This window comes from Pantoea sp. SS70 (assembly GCF_029866845.1).
In the GTDB taxonomy this organism is placed as follows: domain Bacteria; phylum Pseudomonadota; class Gammaproteobacteria; order Enterobacterales; family Enterobacteriaceae; genus Pantoea; species Pantoea leporis.
The window spans coordinates 2,583,397-2,600,023 of sequence record NZ_CP117199.1 but is presented as its reverse complement, the minus strand read 5'-3'; the positions used below and the strand labels follow the sequence as shown (position 1 = coordinate 2,600,023).

The following is a 16,627-nucleotide window of genomic DNA, read 5'->3' as shown; positions in this document are numbered from 1 at the left end:
AAAACCCCTGAACGTGCTGATAAACAGCAAAAAAAAGCCACCGAATTTCGGTGGCTTTCCAGACAGATGATAAAGGATCTAACCGTTAAATCAGCTCGGTTTTCACCCCCTGCTGCACCAGCAGTTCCGCGTCGTCGCCGTGGCTGTAAACCTCGTACTCCACGCCCGCGACCGTCACCGTGCCTTGCTGATGCTGCCATTCGCTGATATCGCTGCCTTCCGGCAGAATATCTTTCAGCTGCACCACATCGCCGGCATCGCCATTCACCATCAGCTGGGTTTTACCGTCTTCGATAAACAGATCTTTTTCGCCGTAATGCAGCAGCGCATCCAGATCGATCTTCAACGTATTATCCCCGCTGCCGCGAATATCAAAGATCTCCACCGATTGAATCTCTGCTTTATGCTGAGATAAATCGAGCAGCTGATCTTTGCCGGTTAACTGCAGGGTATCCACCTGGGTTTCACTGCCGGTGATGGGGTGATCGGTAAATTCGTCGACGGCGTCGAGGAAGTGGATGATGTTTTCGGGTCCGTCATAATCCATTGAAGAGACGGTATATTCTTCTACCGAATAAACATTATCAAAATAAATACCACCATAATAATCATTATTATCGATAAGCAAGCCTAAATCAAACCAGTGAATATCATTTCCTATATAATCTGCGCTATTGAATGAAAAGATCTCACCAGCCTTGACAGTAAATCTTAGTATTTTCGTGTTGTTAGGACGGTCTGTATAATAAAGCCTAAACGTTGTATCGAGACCGCTATTATTCCAAATATCACATCCTAACTCAGAAAATTTACAATCTTTCTTTGTTATATTCTTATTGTTCCAAAGGAACATACCTCCTATTTGTGAAAAATATAGACATTGCTCACCCCAGCTATCAGGTGCATCTTTAGGTGTTTTGACTAAATGTGCGATTGTAACATTGTTGGAATGACCTCCGATCCATACTTCGGAGTTGTCATTGAAAGTTAATGCCGACCCAGTTACGAATGTTCGTTTTGACACATTTTCAAAATCCAGCTCCCCCCATTTTCCTGAGTATTCTTTAATAATATTCAGCTCAAACGATTCACCCCAATTCTCCGCTCCGGATTGTTTCACCTGGAAATCCCAGTCCCCTTTCGGCAGGGCTTTGTCCGGTGTCCAGCTCCATTTCCCATCCGCATCCGCCTGCACGCTGTAAGTTGTCTCACCCGATGCATGCTGTGCCCGGATCATCACCACGCTGTCCGCCGGCGCGGTGCCGCGCAGGGTTGGCGTCTGGTCATCGGTGGTATCGCCGCTGGCGAGGCTGCCGGTTTCGGCACCAAAATCATCGAAGGCGTCGGTAATGGTCGGCGCCGGGTTGTTGTACTCCAGCACAAACTTCCCGCTCCATTCGCTGTCAGCGCCGCCCAGTCTGGCCATCGCCCGGAACTCCCAGGTGGTGCTGTGGCTCAGCGCCGGCGAGGCCCACTCCCAGCTGCCGTCGGCTTTCACCACGGTGCTGCCCACGTCGTACCACGAGCCGTCCCACGTACCGCTCTGGAAATAAATCACGCTGCCGGCCACGCCGCGCCCGCGCAGGGTCGGCGTGCTGTCGTCGGTGATGTCACCGCTCTTCAGGCTGCCAGTTACCGCGCCAAAATCGTCCCAGGCGCTGTCGATGCTCGGCTTCAGGTCCAGCGCCGGATCGACGGTCAGCGTAAAGCTGCTCCAGCCGCTCTGGCCGGCCCTCTGCACCTCGAAGGTCCAGCTGCCTTTGGCGAGCGCGGACGGCGTCCACGTCCAGTGCCCGCTGCTGTCCACGTTCAATGTGGTGGAGGCGTACTCGCCCGACCCCATTTTATAGCGCAGCGTGATGGTGCTGTTTGCCGGGCCGCTTCCGCGCAGGGTTGGCGTGGTGTCGTCGGTGCTGCCGCCGCTCGCCAGGCTGCCGGTGACCACGCTGAAATCGTCCCAGGCGCTGTCGATGGTGGCGTTACGGTCCAGGTCCGGGTCGATGGTCAGCGTGAAGCTGCTCCAGCCGCTCTGGCCGGCCTTCTGCACCTCGAAGGTCCAGCTGCCTTTCGCCAGCGCGGACGGCGTCCACGTCCAGTGGCCGCTGCTGTCCACGTTCACCGTGGTAGAGGCGTACTCGCCCGAACCCAGCTTGTAGCGCAGCGTGATGGTGCTGTTGGCCGGGCCGCTGCCGCGCAGGGTTGGCGTGGTGTCGTCGGTGCTGCTGCCGCTGCTCAGGCTGCCGGTGACCGGGCCGAAGTCGTCCAGTGCGCTGTCGATGGTGGCGTTGCGGTCGGCGTCCGGGTTGATGGTCAGCGTGAAGCTGTCGTTCCAGCCGGACTGGCCCTGCGACTTCACGTCAAACGTCCACTGACCGGTGGCCAGGTTGACGCCCGGCGTCCAGCGCCAGTGGCCGGTGCTGTCGGCGTTAACCGTGACGGAGGCGGCCGCGCCGCCCGCCAGCGTGTAGCGAATCACCACCTGGCTGTTGGCCTCCGCGCGGCCCTGGAAGGTCGGCGTGGCGTCATCGGTCATGGCGCCGTTTGCCAGCGGGCCGGTAACGGGGCCAAAGTCGTCCGTCACGGACTCAATGCGGGTGCGCTGGGCGATGCCGGACGTGCCGGCGATTTCCAGTTCGAACAGCACCGAGGCGACCTCGCCGGTGCTGGCCTGGAACTCATAGCGGCCGTCGGGCAGGTTGCTGCCCGGCGTCCAGCTCCAGCTGTCGCCGCTGACGGTGGCGGTGGCGCTGCCGGCCCAGGTCGGGCTGCCGGCGAGGCGGTAATAGACGATGACGGTGCTGCCGGCGGAGACTTCGCCGCGCAGGGTCGGGGTGGCGTCGTCGGTGAGCGCGCCGTGGCCGAGCGAGCCGGTGAAGCTGCCCGCGTCGTCAAGCGCGTCGGTGATGGTGACCCTGACGTCGTCGCCGGCAATCACAATGTCAAAGGCCGGTGAAGGCGCGCCGGCGCGCAGCTTGCCGCCGAAGGTCTCTTCGGCCATCAGGCGCAGGCTGTTAACGCCGTCGTTCAGGTCCTGCGATGGCTCTATCACCCATTGGCCGGTGACCTTGTCCGCTACCGCGCTGCCGATTTTTTCATTTTTATCGTTGAGCAGGTAAACGGTGCTGCCTTTCTGCGCGATGCCGGTCAGCGTCGGGCGTTTGTCGTCGGTGGCTTTGCCGGCGTCGAAGCTGCCGGTCACTGCGCCCTGGTCGTCGTAGAGGTTAATCAGTTTGGGCGCGGCCGGCGCGGTGGTGTCGACAATCACGGTGCCGAGGGTCGGCGTGCTGCGGTTGCCGGCGGCGTCAAAGTGGCGGATGGAGAAGCTGTACTCGCCGTCGGCGTAGGGCGTCGGCGCCTCCCAGCGGTAAAAGCCCTTGTCGTCTACCGGGACGCGGAACGTGTCGGTGCCAATCACCAGCTCGATAAAGCCGCCGGGCTCCAGCGCGGTTTTGTTACCGAACACCAGTCTGCCGTCGGCGCTTTCGCGATAGAACACCGGGCTGCGGGCTAATAAGTCATTCATAGGTATCGTCCATAATTGTGTTGTCAAAGGAGGTGCGGCGCGGACTGCGCGACATCGCACGGCGGCGGGAATGGTAGAGCAGCGCGTAACGGGCCCGTATCAAGAACCGTCTGCAAAGGAGGAAAATTCCTGGAGTGGCGCAGTGCCGGGTGGGGTGCGGCCGTCAGCATTGCGCGATGAATCGCGCCGCTACGGAAGGTGCGGTGATTTGCTACGGCGCTTAATTGATCGGCATTAAACCGGACTCACGCGCACTTCATTTAACGCTGCCCAAAAACAAAAAAGCCATGCAGCAAAGGCGGCATGGCTTGGTTAATACGGCTCTCACTTAATGCCGATTAAACGGCGTGTTGCACCAGTAATTCTGTCTCATCTGTGTAGTGGTAAACATCATATTGAACACCCGCCACGGTGAGGGTGCCTTGCTGCTGTTGCCAGCCGTCAATATCGTTGCCGGATAAAATATCCTCCAGCTTCACCACGTTACTGGCGTCGTTGTCCAGCATGTACTGCGTTTTACCGTTATCAATCAAAACGTCACTATCAACAACCGATAACAGGTCGCCAAAACTCAGTGACGTAAACCCGTTGCTGAACGCGTCATCACTGCTTGCCGTATCAGCCGAGGTATCAATGGTGATCGCGAAGCTCTGGCTCCAGCTCGGTGCGTCCTCCACCTGCACCTGGAATGTCCAATAGCCGTCTTTCAGATTCTGCCAGGGCGTCCAGCTCCAGTTGCCCTCGTTGTCGGTGAAGGTGCTGTTGGTGCGCACCTTGCCGCCATCGGTATACAGAATATCGATCAGCGTATTCGCCGGACCGGTGCCGTGCAGGGTTGGCAGCGCGTCGTCGGTGATGCTGCCGCTGAAGCGGTCGCCCTGATCGCTGCCGACGTTATCGGTGATATGGGTGATCTCGGCATCGCGCAGCGCGATACGGCCTTCCGGCGTATCAATGGTGATCGCGAAGCTCTGGCTCCAGCTCGGTGCGCCTTCAACCTGCACCTGGAACGTCCAGTAGCCGTCATTTAGATTCTGCCAGGGCGTCCAGCTCCAGTTGCCCTCGTTGTCGGTGAAGGTGCTGTTAGTGCGCACCCTGCCGCCATCGGTATACAGGATATCAATCAGCGTGTTAGCCGGTCCGGTGCCGTGCAGGGTCGGCATCGCATCATCGGTAATGCTGCCGCTGAAACGTTCGCCTTGCTCGCTGCCCACGTTATCGTAGATGTGGGTGATCAGCGCGTCCGGTGCCGCCGGGGTGTCGATGACCAGCGTGAACGCATTGCTCCACGTCTCCTGGCCGTCGGCCTGGACGGTAAACGTCCAGGTACCGTCGGCCAAATCGGCGCGTGGCGTCCAGCTCCAGTTACCGTCAGCGTCGGTGGTGATGCCGTTGTAGCGGGTTACGCTGCCGTTGGTGAACATAATGTCCATGTAAGTGTTCGCTGGGCCGGTGCCGCGCAGAGTCGGGGCGGCATCGTCGGTGCGGTTGCCGCTGGCGCGCATGCCTTGCTCTTGTCCAACGTCATCCCAGGCATAGCGAATAACCGGGGTGACGGCTTTTACGCCGTAAGCGTAGGACGAAGGCTGGTGCGCGTAGCTTACCGGTGTGTCACTGACGAGGCTTTCGGGGAAACTGCTCAGGGATTTGGTAGCGGTTTGCTCAATCACATAAGTTGAATTATCGAGCGCGATATAGGCGGTTGAACCGTTTTCACGCGACGCGCGGTCGGTGTCGAGGGTGTAATCCGGATAGCGTGGTTTCATCTGTGGTTCCTTAACAGAGTAAAAGAAGGGATCGACGCCTGCTTAGCAGGCGCACAGACGAGAGAGTGGGTTAAACGCGTTAATCAGGGTACGAGAATGGTCCCGATGCGCATGTGGCTTTTCAATGCGTTAGCGAGAAAAGCGCGGCAGTCTGCGGCCGCCGCGCGGCGGCGTTAAGGGCGCGAAGCGGGCGGCAACATGGTTAAAATGTCATCCAGCGGCACCGCGTGGCTAAACAAATAGCCTTGCAGCTGATTACAGCCTGCATCGGCCAGCGCGTTTTTCTGGCCTTCGGTTTCCACGCCTTCGGCGGTCACCGTTAAGCCCATCGCGTGACCCAGCCGCACCACCGATTCCACAATCGCGGTAGAGTTCTGCGCCACGCCCAGCGACTGAGTAAACGAACGATCAATCTTGATTTTGTCCACCGGGAAGCTGCTGAGGTAATTAAGGCTTGAATAGCCGGTACCGAAATCATCCAGCGCAATCCGGAAGCCGGCTTCGCGCAGCGCAATGATGCTGTTGCGCGCCTCGTGTTCATCTTCGATCAGCACGCCTTCGGTGATCTCCAGCTCCATGCGCTGCGGATCGGCACCTTCTTCCTGCACGATATGGATGATGCGCTCAACAAAATTCACCGCGCGGAACTGCACCGGCGAGACGTTCACCGCCACCACAATATCCGGCAGCTTGAGCGACGTTTTACAGGCTTCGCGCAGCACCCATTCGCCGAGCGGGATGATCATGCCGGTCTCTTCGGCGATGGCGATGAAATCACCCGGTGCAACGTCGCCGCGCATGGCGTGATGCCAACGCAGCAGCGCCTCCAGGCCCACCACCTGCTGGCCGCTGATATCCATTAGCGGCTGATACCACACCGCTAATCCGTCAAACTTCACCAGCGCCTGACGCAAATCCGCCGCCATCTGCTGACGGGTGCGCAGCGATTCATCCATCACTTTTTCGAACTGGCGATACTGGCCGCGTCCGTGGTTTTTGGCGTCATAAAGCGCGATATCCGCTTTGCGCATCAGCTCCAGCCGATCAATGCCGTCTTTTGGCGCCAGCACCAGACCGATGCTGACACCCACCCACAGCTCGCTGCCCACCAGCTGATACGGTTCGCTAAGGCGGCTGATGATGCGTTTCGCCAGCGATTGCACCTGACCAATATTCTCCACATCCGGCATCACGATGATGAACTCGTCGCCGCCGATGCGGCCCACGGTGTCGCTGGTGCGCACAATCTCATGGAGTCGGCGCGCCACCTCAATAATCAACTCATCGCCGGCGTGATGGCCGTAGGTATCATTGATATTTTTGAAGCGATCAAGATCCAGCAGCAGCAGCGCCACGCGCTGATCGTGGCGTCCGGCCAGCGCCAGCGCCTGGGTTAAGCGATCTTCCACCAGGGAACGATTGGGCAAACCGGTTAACACATCATGAAAGGCCAGATGTTGCGCCTGCGCTTCACTGGCACCGAGTTTCAGCAGCGACTGCGACAGCTTGAGTGACGAGGTCCAGATGCGGCGCACCATCACCAAACACAGCACGGTAATCAGGATCACCGACAGCAAGGTAGACGGGCCGAGGGTGCGTAACATCTGCGCGCCGGGCTTATCGGGATTCCAGCTGAGATAACCGACCGGTTCGCCCTGTTGTGAATTCAGCAGATAGCGCGCTTTGGTTTTTCCCGCTGGCTCGCTGTCGCTGAAATGCAACTGACGTAGCTGGCTGCGATCGGCGAGGTTGCGCAGATAGCCATCGTCGAGAAACTTAATGCTTACCAGACGATAGCGCCCGGCCTGTTTGGTACTGCTGATATCGCCCACCGCCAGCGCGGCGGCGCGTTGACCGATGCGCACGAAATCGGCGTGATCGGTGGGGCCGGCTACCACATCGCTGTTTTGCACCAGCGGACTGTTCAGCATGTCCTGCAGATAAGGGCCGATGCGCTTGTCCGGCACCGGCTGGCCATTGCGCCACACGTTAATCAGCTGGTTGTCGCGGTCCAGCAGCACCACCAACTGGTGATCAAACATGTCATAGAGCCAGCCGCCGACATTTTGCGTCAGCCAGCGTTGGTCGGGATGCGACGACGCCAGCTGATCGGCCAGCGGTGACCAGCGCGTCAGGCTGCGCAGCTGGCGCAGATGTTCCGTCAGGCTCTGGGTAAACGAAGCCTGTATCATGCGCTGTTGCTGATCGCGCGCTTCGTTATTGCTTAACGCTGTGCCCCAGAACAGACCCACGCCCGCGCCGATGAAGGTCAGAAGCAAAATTGCCAGCAGCGGCAAAATAACTTCACGCACAAAGTTGCGGCGAAAACCATCCGATAGTTTTATTGCGTTAATCATTTTAAAAGTTGGCCTGACAAGAAGGGTTCATCCTTTAACCTAGCAGAACATCCGCAGGCTGTATTCTGTAGGGGAGATGAAAGCGTGATGTAAATTAGCGTTAATTTTTTGAATGCTGTCACAAACAGAACAGTTAAAAATAATTTATTAAAAACGCCGTCCGTTTCGCGGTGATTCTGCTGCCCTAAAACAAATTCATCCGCCCGTCATTGAGCCGTCACGGCGCTGTCATCTGACATGCGCAATGTAATCGCCATCCCGCAGCAAGACCGCTGCGTTCCTCAACCAATGCGAATGAGGTATTGAGCGTGATGGAGATATCCAGACATCCGACCACTGTTTATCAAGCCGTTGCCGCCCAGCTTGAGCAGGCGCTGCAGGAGCACTATCGCTGTGGCGATTATCTGCCTTCTGAACAGCAGCTGGCCGATCACTACGCAGTGAATCGTCACACCTTGCGGCGCGCGGTGGATGAGCTGGTCAATAAAGGCCTGCTGCAACGGCGTCACGGCGTGGGCATTTTGGTGCTAATGCGGCCGTACGATTATCCGCTGCATGCGCAGGCGCGCTTCAGCCAGAACCTGATGGAGCAGGGCAGCCATCCCACCAGCGAGCGTCTGCTGGCGGTGCTGCGTCCGGCGAGCAGTGATGTGGCGAGCGCGCTGGGCGTCAACGAAGGTGACAACGTTATCCACTTGCGCACGCTGCGCCGCGTCAATGGCGTGGCGGTGTGCGTCATTAACCACTTCCTGGCGCAACTCAGCTGGTGGCCGGCGCTGCAACAGTTCCACAGCGGTTCACTGCACGACTTTATGCAGCAGCAGCTTGGCCTGAGCCTGACGCGCAGCCAAACCCGCATCAGCACGCGTCGTGCACAAGCCAAAGAGTGCAAGCAGCTGGAGATTGCGCTGCAGTCGCCGCTGCTGTGTGTGCGCACCCTGAATAAACACAGCGACGGTCAGGTAGCGGAATACTCCGTCAGCCTGACGCGTGGCGACATGATTGAACTGACTCTGGAGCACGAATGACACAGCAAACCGCCCGCCAGCATTGGCTCTCGGTGCTGGCGCACAGTGAAGCCCGCCAGCTTGAGGCGCACTGGCAGCCGTTACGTATCAATACTGATTTTGAACGCATCCGTCCGGCAGAAACCGGCTTAACCCGCCTGCAGGCGCGCATGGGCGGCAGCGGCAAGCGCTTTGTGATGGGCGATGCCACGGTGACGCGTGCGGTGGTGAAGCTGCACGACGGTACGCTCGGCTTTAGCTACGTGCTGGGGCGCGACAAAGCGCACGCCGAACGCTGCGCGCTAATTGATGCGCTGCTGCAACAGCCGGAAACCCAGGCGCTGTTGCAGGAAAAATTGATTGCCCCGCTGGCGGCTCTGCGTGAAGAGCAGCGACAGCTGCGCGCGCGTGAAATCGCCAGCTCCAAAGTGGATTTCTTTACGCTGGTTCGCGGAGATAACTGATGACTTTACTGGCAAGTTTTACCCATCCGGTGGCCGATGCCCAACGTGCGTTCCGCCGCATCCTCAAAGCGATGAGCGAGCCGGGCGTGATGGTATCGCTGCCGCTGCAACAGGGCTGGGGCGATCTCTCGCCGGCGGCCACGGCGGTGCTGCTGACGCTAGTCGATCAGGAGAGCGCGCTGTGGCTGGATGGCCGCATCGATAATGACGTGGTACGCAGCAACCTGCGTTTCCACACCGGCGTGCCGATTGTCGATGAGCGCGATGCCCCCTTTGCGCTGACGCACGCGGCGGCCAATCCGGATCCGGCGCTGTTTGCTTCTGGCGACAACATGTCCCCGGAAAAAAGCACCACGCTGATTGTGGAAGTGCCGTCACTGAGCGGTGGCTTAACGCTGCGTCTTTCCGGTCCCGGCTTACGTGAGCCGCGCGCCGTTGCGCCGCAGCTGCCGGAGGCGATTCTGCACTATCTGCGTGAGCGCCCACATCCGTTCCCGCAAGGTGTGGATCTGATTTTCACCTGCGGTGAAGCGATGATGGCGCTGCCACGCACCACCGACGTGGAGGTGTGCTGATGTACGTTGCGGTCAAAGGGGGCGAAAAGGCGATAGCCAGCGCCCATCAGCTGCAGGCCGATCTGCGTCGTGGCGATCGCGAGGTCGCCGAATTGGGCTGCGATCAGGTGGCGCAACAGTTGGGTTTAGCGGTCGATCGCGTGATGACCGAAGGCGGCATCTACGATCCGCAGCTGGCGGCTTTGGCAATTAAACAGGCGAGCGGCGATCTGGTGGAAGCGATTTTCCTGCTACGCGCCTATCGCACCACGCTGCCGCGCCTCGCCGATAGCCTGGCGCTGGCAACCGCTGATATGCGCCTCGAACGCCGTATCTCAGCAGTTTACAAAGATTTGCCGGGCGGCCAGGTGCTCGGCCCAACCTACGATTACAGCCATCGCCTGCTCGATTTCACCCTGCTGGCGAATGGCGAAACGCCTGCCGCGCCGCGCGACGATCAGGCGCTGCCACAACGTTGTCCGCACGTGTTCAGCATGATGACGGCGGAAGGATTGGCGGCACGCGAAGAGGATGACGGCTGCGAGCCGTGCGACATCACGCGTGAACCGCCAGGCTATCCGGCTACGCGCGCCGCACGGCTGCAACAGCTGGTGCGCGGCGACGAAGGTTTTCTGCTGGCGCTCGGCTACTCGACGCAGCGCGGCTACGGCCGCAACCATCCGTTCGCCGGTGAAATTCGTACCGGTTATCTCAGCGTGTCAATCTGCCCGGAAGAGTTGGGCTTTGAGATTGAGATTGGCGAAATCCTGCTGACCGAATGCGAGATGGTGAACGGCTTCACCACCGAAACTGACAGCGCGCCGCACTTTACGCGCGGTTACGGCCTGGTGTTTGGCCGTTCCGAGCGTAAAGCGATGGCGATGGCGCTGGTGGATCGCGCGCTGCAGGCGCCGGAGTACCACGAACGCATTGCCGGCCCGGCGCAGGACGAAGAGTTTGTGCTGTCGCATGCCGACAACGTCGAAGCGGCGGGCTTTGTCTCGCATCTCAAACTGCCGCACTACGTCGATTTCCAGGCGGAGCTTGAGCTGCTGAAGCAACTGCGCCAACCGCATCAGGAGCAGAACCATGAGTGAGTTAACCGGCTACAACAACGGTTATCTGGATGAGCAGACCAAACGCACCATCCGCCGCGCCATTCTGAAGGCAGTGGCGATTCCCGGTTATCAGGTGCCGTTCGCCGGACGCGAAATGCCGATGCCTTATGGTTGGGGCACCGGCGGCATTCAGATCACCGCCAGTATTATTGGCGATGCCGATGTGCTGAAAGTGATCGATCAGGGCGCGGATGACACCACCAACGCGGTATCCATTCGTCGCTTCTTCCAGCGCGTCAGCGGCGCGGCCACCACCGAAGCGACCCGTGATGCCACGCTGATCCAGACGCGTCACCGCATTCCGGAAACGCCGCTGGAAGAAGATCAAATCCTGATTTTCCAGGTGCCGATCCCTGAGCCGCTGCGCTTTATCGAGCCGCGTGAGACCGAAACCCGCACCATGCACGCGCTGGAGGAGTACGGCATCATGCAGGTGAAGCTGTATGAAGATATCGCCCGCTACGGCCATATCGCCACCACCTATGCCTATCCGGTGAAGGTCAACGATCGCTACGTGATGGATCCGTCGCCGATCCCCAAATTCGACAACCCCAAAATGCACATGATGCCGGCGCTGCAGCTGTTTGGTGCCGGACGTGAGAAACGCATCTATGCGCTGCCGCCGTATACCAAAGTGGAAAGCCTCGACTTCGACGATCACCCGTTCAGCGTGCAGCAGTGGGAAGAACCCTGCGCGCTGTGCGGTTCGCGCCACAGCTACCTCGACGAGGTGGTGATGGATGACGCCGGTACGCGCATGTTTGTCTGCTCCGATACCGATTTTTGCCACCAGCAGCAGGAACAACAGCATGCACAGTGAACAGCCGCTGCTTGCGGTCAACCATCTCACGCACCTTTACGCGCCCGGCAAAGGGTTTGAAGAGGTGAGTTTTGAACTCTATCCTGGCGAAGTGTTAGGCATTGTTGGGGAATCCGGATCGGGCAAAACCACCTTGCTGCGCAGCCTGTCAGCACGCTTAGCGCCGCAGCAGGGCAACATTCTTTATCGCGCACAGGATCTCTATCAACTGAGCGAGAGCGATCGCCGCCGCTTGCTGCGCACCGAATGGGGCGTGGTGCATCAGCATCCACTGGATGGTTTGCGTCCGCAGGTCACGGCCGGCGGCAACATCGGCGAGCGGCTGATGGCGGTGGGCCAGCGGCATTACGGTGATATCCGTCAAGAGGCGATGCGCTGGCTGCAGGATGTGGAGATCCCCGCTAATCGCATCGACGATCTGCCCACCACCTTTTCCGGCGGCATGCAGCAGCGTTTACAGATTGCGCGCAACCTGGTGACGCAGCCGACGCTGGTGTTTATGGATGAGCCAACCGGCGGGCTCGATGTATCCGTGCAGGCGCGCCTGCTGGATCTGCTGCGCACGCTGGTACGTGAGCTGAATCTGGCGGTGGTGATTGTGACGCACGATCTCGGCGTGGCGCGGTTGCTGGCGCATCGCCTGCTGGTGATGAAGCAGGGGCGCGTGGTGGAGAGCGGGTTGACCGACCGGGTGCTGGACGATCCGCATCATCCGTATACGCAGCTGCTGGTTTCATCGGTGCTTAACTAATGGCGGACATCACTATGCAACCTTTACTGCGCGTAGAGCATCTGAGCAAAACCTTTGTGCTGCACAACCAAAGCGGCGCCGCGCTGCCGGTATTGCAGGACGCCAATCTTGACGTTAGCGGCGGCGAATGCGTGGTGCTACATGGCCGCTCCGGCAGCGGCAAATCCACGCTGCTGCGCGCGCTGTACGGCAACTATCAGGCCAACAGCGGTCACATCTGGCTGCAACATCAGGGCGAATGGATCGACATGGCCAACGCGCCCGCCCGCCAGATTCTGGCGATTCGCCGCCACACCGTCGGCTGGGTCAGCCAGTTTTTGCGTGTCATCCCACGCGTGCCCACGCTGGAGATCGTGATGCAGCCGCTGCTGGAGCGCGGCACCGAGCGCGCCTTCTGCGAAAAGCGCGCCAAAGAGCTGCTGACGCGCCTCAACGTGCCGGAGCGTTTATGGTCACTGGCGCCGTCCACCTTCTCCGGCGGCGAACAGCAGCGCGTTAACATCGCACGCGGCTTTATCGCCGACTATCCGGTGCTGCTGCTGGATGAGCCAACCGCCTCGCTCGACAGCGCCAACAGCGCTGCGGTGGTGGAACTGATTGAACAGGCGCGCGCCCGCGGTGCCGCCATTGTCGGAATTTTCCATGACGAAGCGGTGCGCGCACGCGTGGCCGATCGCCTGCACGTCATGCAGCCAATGCAAGCAGGAGCAGAAGCATGATCGTCAACAACGTCCAGCTGGTGCTGGAAAACGAAGTGGTAACGGGATCGCTGGAAATCCGTGACGGGTGCATCGCCAGCTTTAGCGACAGCGTCAGCCAACAGCCGGGCGCGCTGGATGGCGAAAACGCCTTCCTGCTGCCGGGTTTGGTGGAGCTGCACACCGATAACCTCGACAAGTTCTTTGCGCCACGTCCGAAGGTGGATTGGCCCGCCTATTCGGCGATGAGCAGCCACGATGCGCTGATGGCCGCCAGCGGCATCACCACGGTGCTGGATGCGATTGGCGTCGGCGACGTCCGCGATGGCGGCCATCGTCTGGATAATCTCACCAACATGATCGATGCGATTCAGGACAGCAATCGCAAAGGCATTAACCGCGCCGATCACCATTTGCATCTGCGCTGCGAGCTGCCGCACAACACCACGCTGCCGCTGTTTGAAGCGCTGATCAACACGCCGGAGCTGTCGCTGGTGTCGCTGATGGATCACTCGCCGGGCCAGCGCCAGTACGCCTCGCTGGAGATGTATCGCACCTATTATCAGGGCAAATATCAGCTCAACGACGAGCAGATGGATCAGTTTGAGCGTGAGCAGTTGGCGCTGGCCGCCGAGTTCTCCACGCCTAACCGCAACGCCATCGCCAGCTTGTGCCGTTCACGCGGCATTCCGCTGGCCAGCCACGATGATGCCACGGCGGCGCACGTTGCCGAATCACATGCGGTCGGCAGCGCCATCGCCGAATTTCCCACCACGCTGGAGGCGGCACGCGCATCACGTGACTGCGGCATGCAGGTGCTGATGGGCGCGCCCAACATCGTGCGCGGCGGTTCGCACTCCGGCAACGTGGCGGCAGCGGAACTGGCGAGTCACGGCCTGCTGGATATTCTCTCCTCCGACTACTATCCCGCCAGCTTGCTCGATGCGGTGTTCCGGCTGGTGGCCGATGAGCGCAACACGCTGACGCTGCCGCAGGCGGCCGCGCTGGTGACCCGCAATCCGGCGCGGGCGATTGGCCTGCACGATCGCGGGCGCATCGCCGAAGGACTGCGTGCCGATTTAGTGCTGGTGCATACCGATCATGGTCATTCGCACATTCGTCACGTCTGGTCGCAAGGCAAGCGGGTGTTCTGATGGCGCGCCTGATCTGGCTTACCGGGCCTTCGGGCGCGGGCAAAGACAGCCTGCTGAACGCGCTGCGCGAAGCGCCGCCGGAGAATTTGCTGATCGCCCATCGCTACATTACGCGCGCCGCCGATGCGGGCGGCGAGAACCATGTGGCGCTAAGCGAAGCCGAGTTTCGACGGCGCGAGGCGCTGGGGTTGTTCGCCGTCAGCTGGCAGGCGCACGGCATGTATTACGGGCTGGGTGAGGAGATCGATCTGTGGCTGGCGCGCGGAATGAACGTGCTGGTGAACGGTTCGCGCCTGCATCTGCCGATGGTGCAGCAGCATTACGGCACGCAGCTGCTGCCGCTGGTGTTACAGGTTTCGCCAGCGGTGCTGGAAGCGCGTTTGCGGCAGCGTGGGCGCGAGTCAGAAGCGGAGATCGCGCAACGGCTGGCGCGTGCCGCCGAACCGCTGCCCGCGCACTGTTATGCGTTGAATAATGATGGTGCGTTGAGCGAAACACTGCTAACGCTGCGCCAGTTGCTGACCGATCCAGCCGCTGTCACCGTTTAATCATTTTACTGTCATCAAGCTTTCATCCGTTTTGCCCGTAATAGCGTGCAATCAACAGCTCAGAAGAGATGGAGTGCAACATGGCACAGGCATTACTGAAAACCGTTGTCGACAATCCCTTCCCGCACGTTACCGGGCAGGGCAACAAGGTGCTTTCGGTGCAGGGATTGTGCAAAGCGTACGGCGCCAACCAGGTGCTGGATAACGTCAGCTTCGATCTGCATGCGGGCGAGCTGGTGGCGGTGATTGGCCGCTCGGGCGCAGGCAAATCGACACTGTTACACATGCTCAACGGCACCATCAGCGCTTCACAGGGCGCGATCCTCAGCAATCGCCACGGCGAAGTGGATCGCGATGTGGTGACGCTGAACAGCCGCCAGATGCGTGAATGGCGCAGCGAATGCGGCATGATCTTCCAGGACTTCTGTCTGGTGCCGCGCCTCGACGTGCTGACCAACGTGCTGCTCGGTCGTTTAAGCCAGACCTCGACGCTGAAATCGTTCTTCAAAGTCTTCTCCGAAACCGACCGCGCCCGCGCAATCGAACTGCTGCAGTGGATGAACATGCTGCCGCAGGCGCTGCAGCGTGCGGAAAATCTCTCTGGCGGCCAGATGCAGCGCGTAGCGATTTGCCGGGCGCTGATGCAGAACCCGCGCATTTTGCTGGCGGACGAACCGGTGGCGTCACTCGATCCGAAAAACACCAAGCGCATCATGGACGTGCTGCGTCAGGTGAGCGAGCAGGGCATCAGCGTAATGGTGAACCTGCACTCAATTGAATTGGTAAAAAGCTACTGCACCCGCGTCATCGGTATTCAGCGCGGCAAAGTGCTGTTTGATGGACATCCTTCCCGGTTGACCGACGGCCTGATGCATGAGCTGTACGGCGACGAAATTAACCAGCTCCACTAACTCCCACAGCAAGAGAAAACCTAAGAATGAAACTGACTTCTTTAGCTTTACTGACTATTGCGATGGCATTTGGCGCAAACGCAGCGGATGCACCAAAAGAGTTGAACCTCGGGATTCTTGGCGGCCAGAACGCCACGCAGCAGATTGGTGATAACCAATGCGTGAAAGATTTCTTCGATAAAGAGCTGCAGGTGGATACCAAACTGCGCAACTCGTCTGACTATTCAGGCGTGATTCAGGGCTTGCTGGGTAACAAAATCGACCTGGTGCTGAGCATGTCGCCCGCCTCGTTTGCCTCGGTTTATCTGCAGAACCCGAAAGCGGTGGATGTGGTGGGCATCGTGGTGGACGACAAAGACGGTTCGCAGGGTTATCACTCAGTGGTGATCGTGAAAGCCGACAGCCCGTACCAAAAGCTGGAAGACCTGAAAGGCAAATCGTTCGGCATGGCCGATCCGGATTCCACTTCCGGCTTCCTGATGCCGAACCAGGCGTTCAAGAAAGAGTTTGGCGGCACGGTGGACGATAAGTACAACAACACCTTCTCCAGCGTCACCTTCTCCGGCGGTCACGAGCAGGACATCCTCGGCGTGCTGAACGGCCAGTTCGAAGGCGCAGTAACCTGGACGTCGCTGATTGGTGACCGCGAAACCGGTTATACCTCGGGTGCCTTTGGTCGTTTGATTCGTATGGATCATCCGGATCTGATGAAGCAGATCCGCATTATCTGGCAGTCGCCGCTGATCCCGAACGGTCCGATTCTGGTGAGCAACAATCTGCCCGCTGACTTCAAAGCGAAAGTGGTGGCCACCATCAAGAAACTGGATAAAGAAGATCACGGATGTTTTGTTAAAGCGGTTGGCGGTGCCCAGCACATCGGCCCGGCTACCGTGGCGGATTACCAGAATATCATCGATATGAAGCGTGATTTGATGAAGGGTACGCGCGGTTAATTT

At 59.4% G+C, this 16,627-nt stretch carries 14 protein-coding genes; 11 read left to right on the top strand and 3 right to left on the bottom strand.

The window, feature by feature from the left end:
• Positions 1–85: 85 nt before the first annotated feature.
• The 3 genes from PO881_RS12105 to PO881_RS12095 all read right to left on the bottom strand — a co-directional run bounded on the left by PO881_RS12105 (position 86) and on the right by PO881_RS12095 (position 7,646).
• Complete coding sequence (locus PO881_RS12105; protein ID WP_280171837.1) at positions 86–3,523, bottom strand: Ig-like domain-containing protein; 3,438 nt, start codon at positions 3,521–3,523, stop codon at positions 86–88.
• 338 nt (positions 3,524–3,861) lie between these two features.
• Positions 3,862–5,289, bottom strand: coding sequence for an Ig-like domain-containing protein (locus PO881_RS12100; RefSeq protein ID WP_280171836.1), 1,428 nt, complete (start codon positions 5,287–5,289; stop codon positions 3,862–3,864).
• 173 nt (positions 5,290–5,462) lie between these two features.
• Positions 5,463–7,646 carry an EAL domain-containing protein gene (locus tag PO881_RS12095; RefSeq protein WP_280171835.1) on the bottom strand — a complete coding sequence of 728 codons (2,184 nt, stop codon included), beginning with the start codon at positions 7,644–7,646 and terminating at the stop codon, positions 5,463–5,465.
• A gap of 311 nt (positions 7,647–7,957) precedes the next feature.
• Here PO881_RS12095 and phnF point away from each other — a divergent pair, with 311 nt between their 5' ends.
• The 11 genes from phnF (at position 7,958) to phnD (ending at position 16,624) form a co-directional block, all read left to right on the top strand.
• Positions 7,958–8,674 carry a phosphonate metabolism transcriptional regulator PhnF gene (gene phnF / locus PO881_RS12090; RefSeq protein ID WP_280171834.1) on the top strand — a complete coding sequence of 239 codons (717 nt, stop codon included), beginning with the start codon at positions 7,958–7,960 and terminating at the stop codon, positions 8,672–8,674.
• A complete protein-coding gene (gene phnG, locus PO881_RS12085; RefSeq protein WP_101762822.1) occupies positions 8,671–9,117 on the top strand; it encodes a phosphonate C-P lyase system protein PhnG in 447 nt (148 codons plus the stop codon). Before phnF ends, phnG begins: the two co-directional genes overlap by 4 nt.
• The gene (gene phnH, locus PO881_RS12080) at positions 9,117–9,692 is read left to right on the top strand and encodes a phosphonate C-P lyase system protein PhnH (protein WP_110868344.1); all 576 of its coding nucleotides are present in this window, start codon (positions 9,117–9,119) and stop codon (positions 9,690–9,692) included. Before phnG ends, phnH begins: the two co-directional genes overlap by 1 nt.
• Positions 9,692–10,768 carry a carbon-phosphorus lyase complex subunit PhnI gene (locus PO881_RS12075; protein WP_280171833.1) on the top strand — a complete coding sequence of 359 codons (1,077 nt, stop codon included), beginning with the start codon at positions 9,692–9,694 and terminating at the stop codon, positions 10,766–10,768. The genes phnH and PO881_RS12075 overlap by 1 nt, the downstream gene beginning before the upstream one ends.
• Positions 10,761–11,609, top strand: a complete 849-nt coding sequence (locus tag PO881_RS12070) for an alpha-D-ribose 1-methylphosphonate 5-phosphate C-P-lyase PhnJ (protein WP_008105508.1) — start codon at positions 10,761–10,763, stop codon at positions 11,607–11,609. Before PO881_RS12075 ends, PO881_RS12070 begins: the two co-directional genes overlap by 8 nt.
• The gene (gene phnK, locus PO881_RS12065) at positions 11,599–12,360 is read left to right on the top strand and encodes a phosphonate C-P lyase system protein PhnK (RefSeq protein WP_101762819.1); all 762 of its coding nucleotides are present in this window, start codon (positions 11,599–11,601) and stop codon (positions 12,358–12,360) included. The genes PO881_RS12070 and phnK overlap by 11 nt, the downstream gene beginning before the upstream one ends.
• A 14-nt stretch (positions 12,361–12,374) precedes the next feature.
• On the top strand, positions 12,375–13,079 hold the full coding sequence (gene phnL, locus PO881_RS12060) for a phosphonate C-P lyase system protein PhnL (RefSeq protein WP_222233639.1): 705 nt from the start codon (positions 12,375–12,377) through the stop codon (positions 13,077–13,079).
• The gene (gene phnM, locus PO881_RS12055) at positions 13,076–14,212 is read left to right on the top strand and encodes an alpha-D-ribose 1-methylphosphonate 5-triphosphate diphosphatase (RefSeq protein WP_280171832.1); all 1,137 of its coding nucleotides are present in this window, start codon (positions 13,076–13,078) and stop codon (positions 14,210–14,212) included. Before phnL ends, phnM begins: the two co-directional genes overlap by 4 nt.
• Entirely contained in the window at positions 14,212–14,760 is a 549-nt protein-coding gene (phnN, locus tag PO881_RS12050; RefSeq protein WP_101762816.1) for a ribose 1,5-bisphosphokinase, read from the top strand. Before phnM ends, phnN begins: the two co-directional genes overlap by 1 nt.
• Before the next feature lie 80 nt (positions 14,761–14,840).
• Entirely contained in the window at positions 14,841–15,671 is an 831-nt protein-coding gene (phnC, locus tag PO881_RS12045; protein WP_110868350.1) for a phosphonate ABC transporter ATP-binding protein, read from the top strand.
• A 26-nt stretch (positions 15,672–15,697) separates the two neighbouring features.
• On the top strand, positions 15,698–16,624 hold the full coding sequence (phnD, locus tag PO881_RS12040; RefSeq protein ID WP_110868351.1) for a phosphonate ABC transporter substrate-binding protein: 927 nt from the start codon (positions 15,698–15,700) through the stop codon (positions 16,622–16,624).
• Positions 16,625–16,627: the final 3 nt, after the last annotated feature.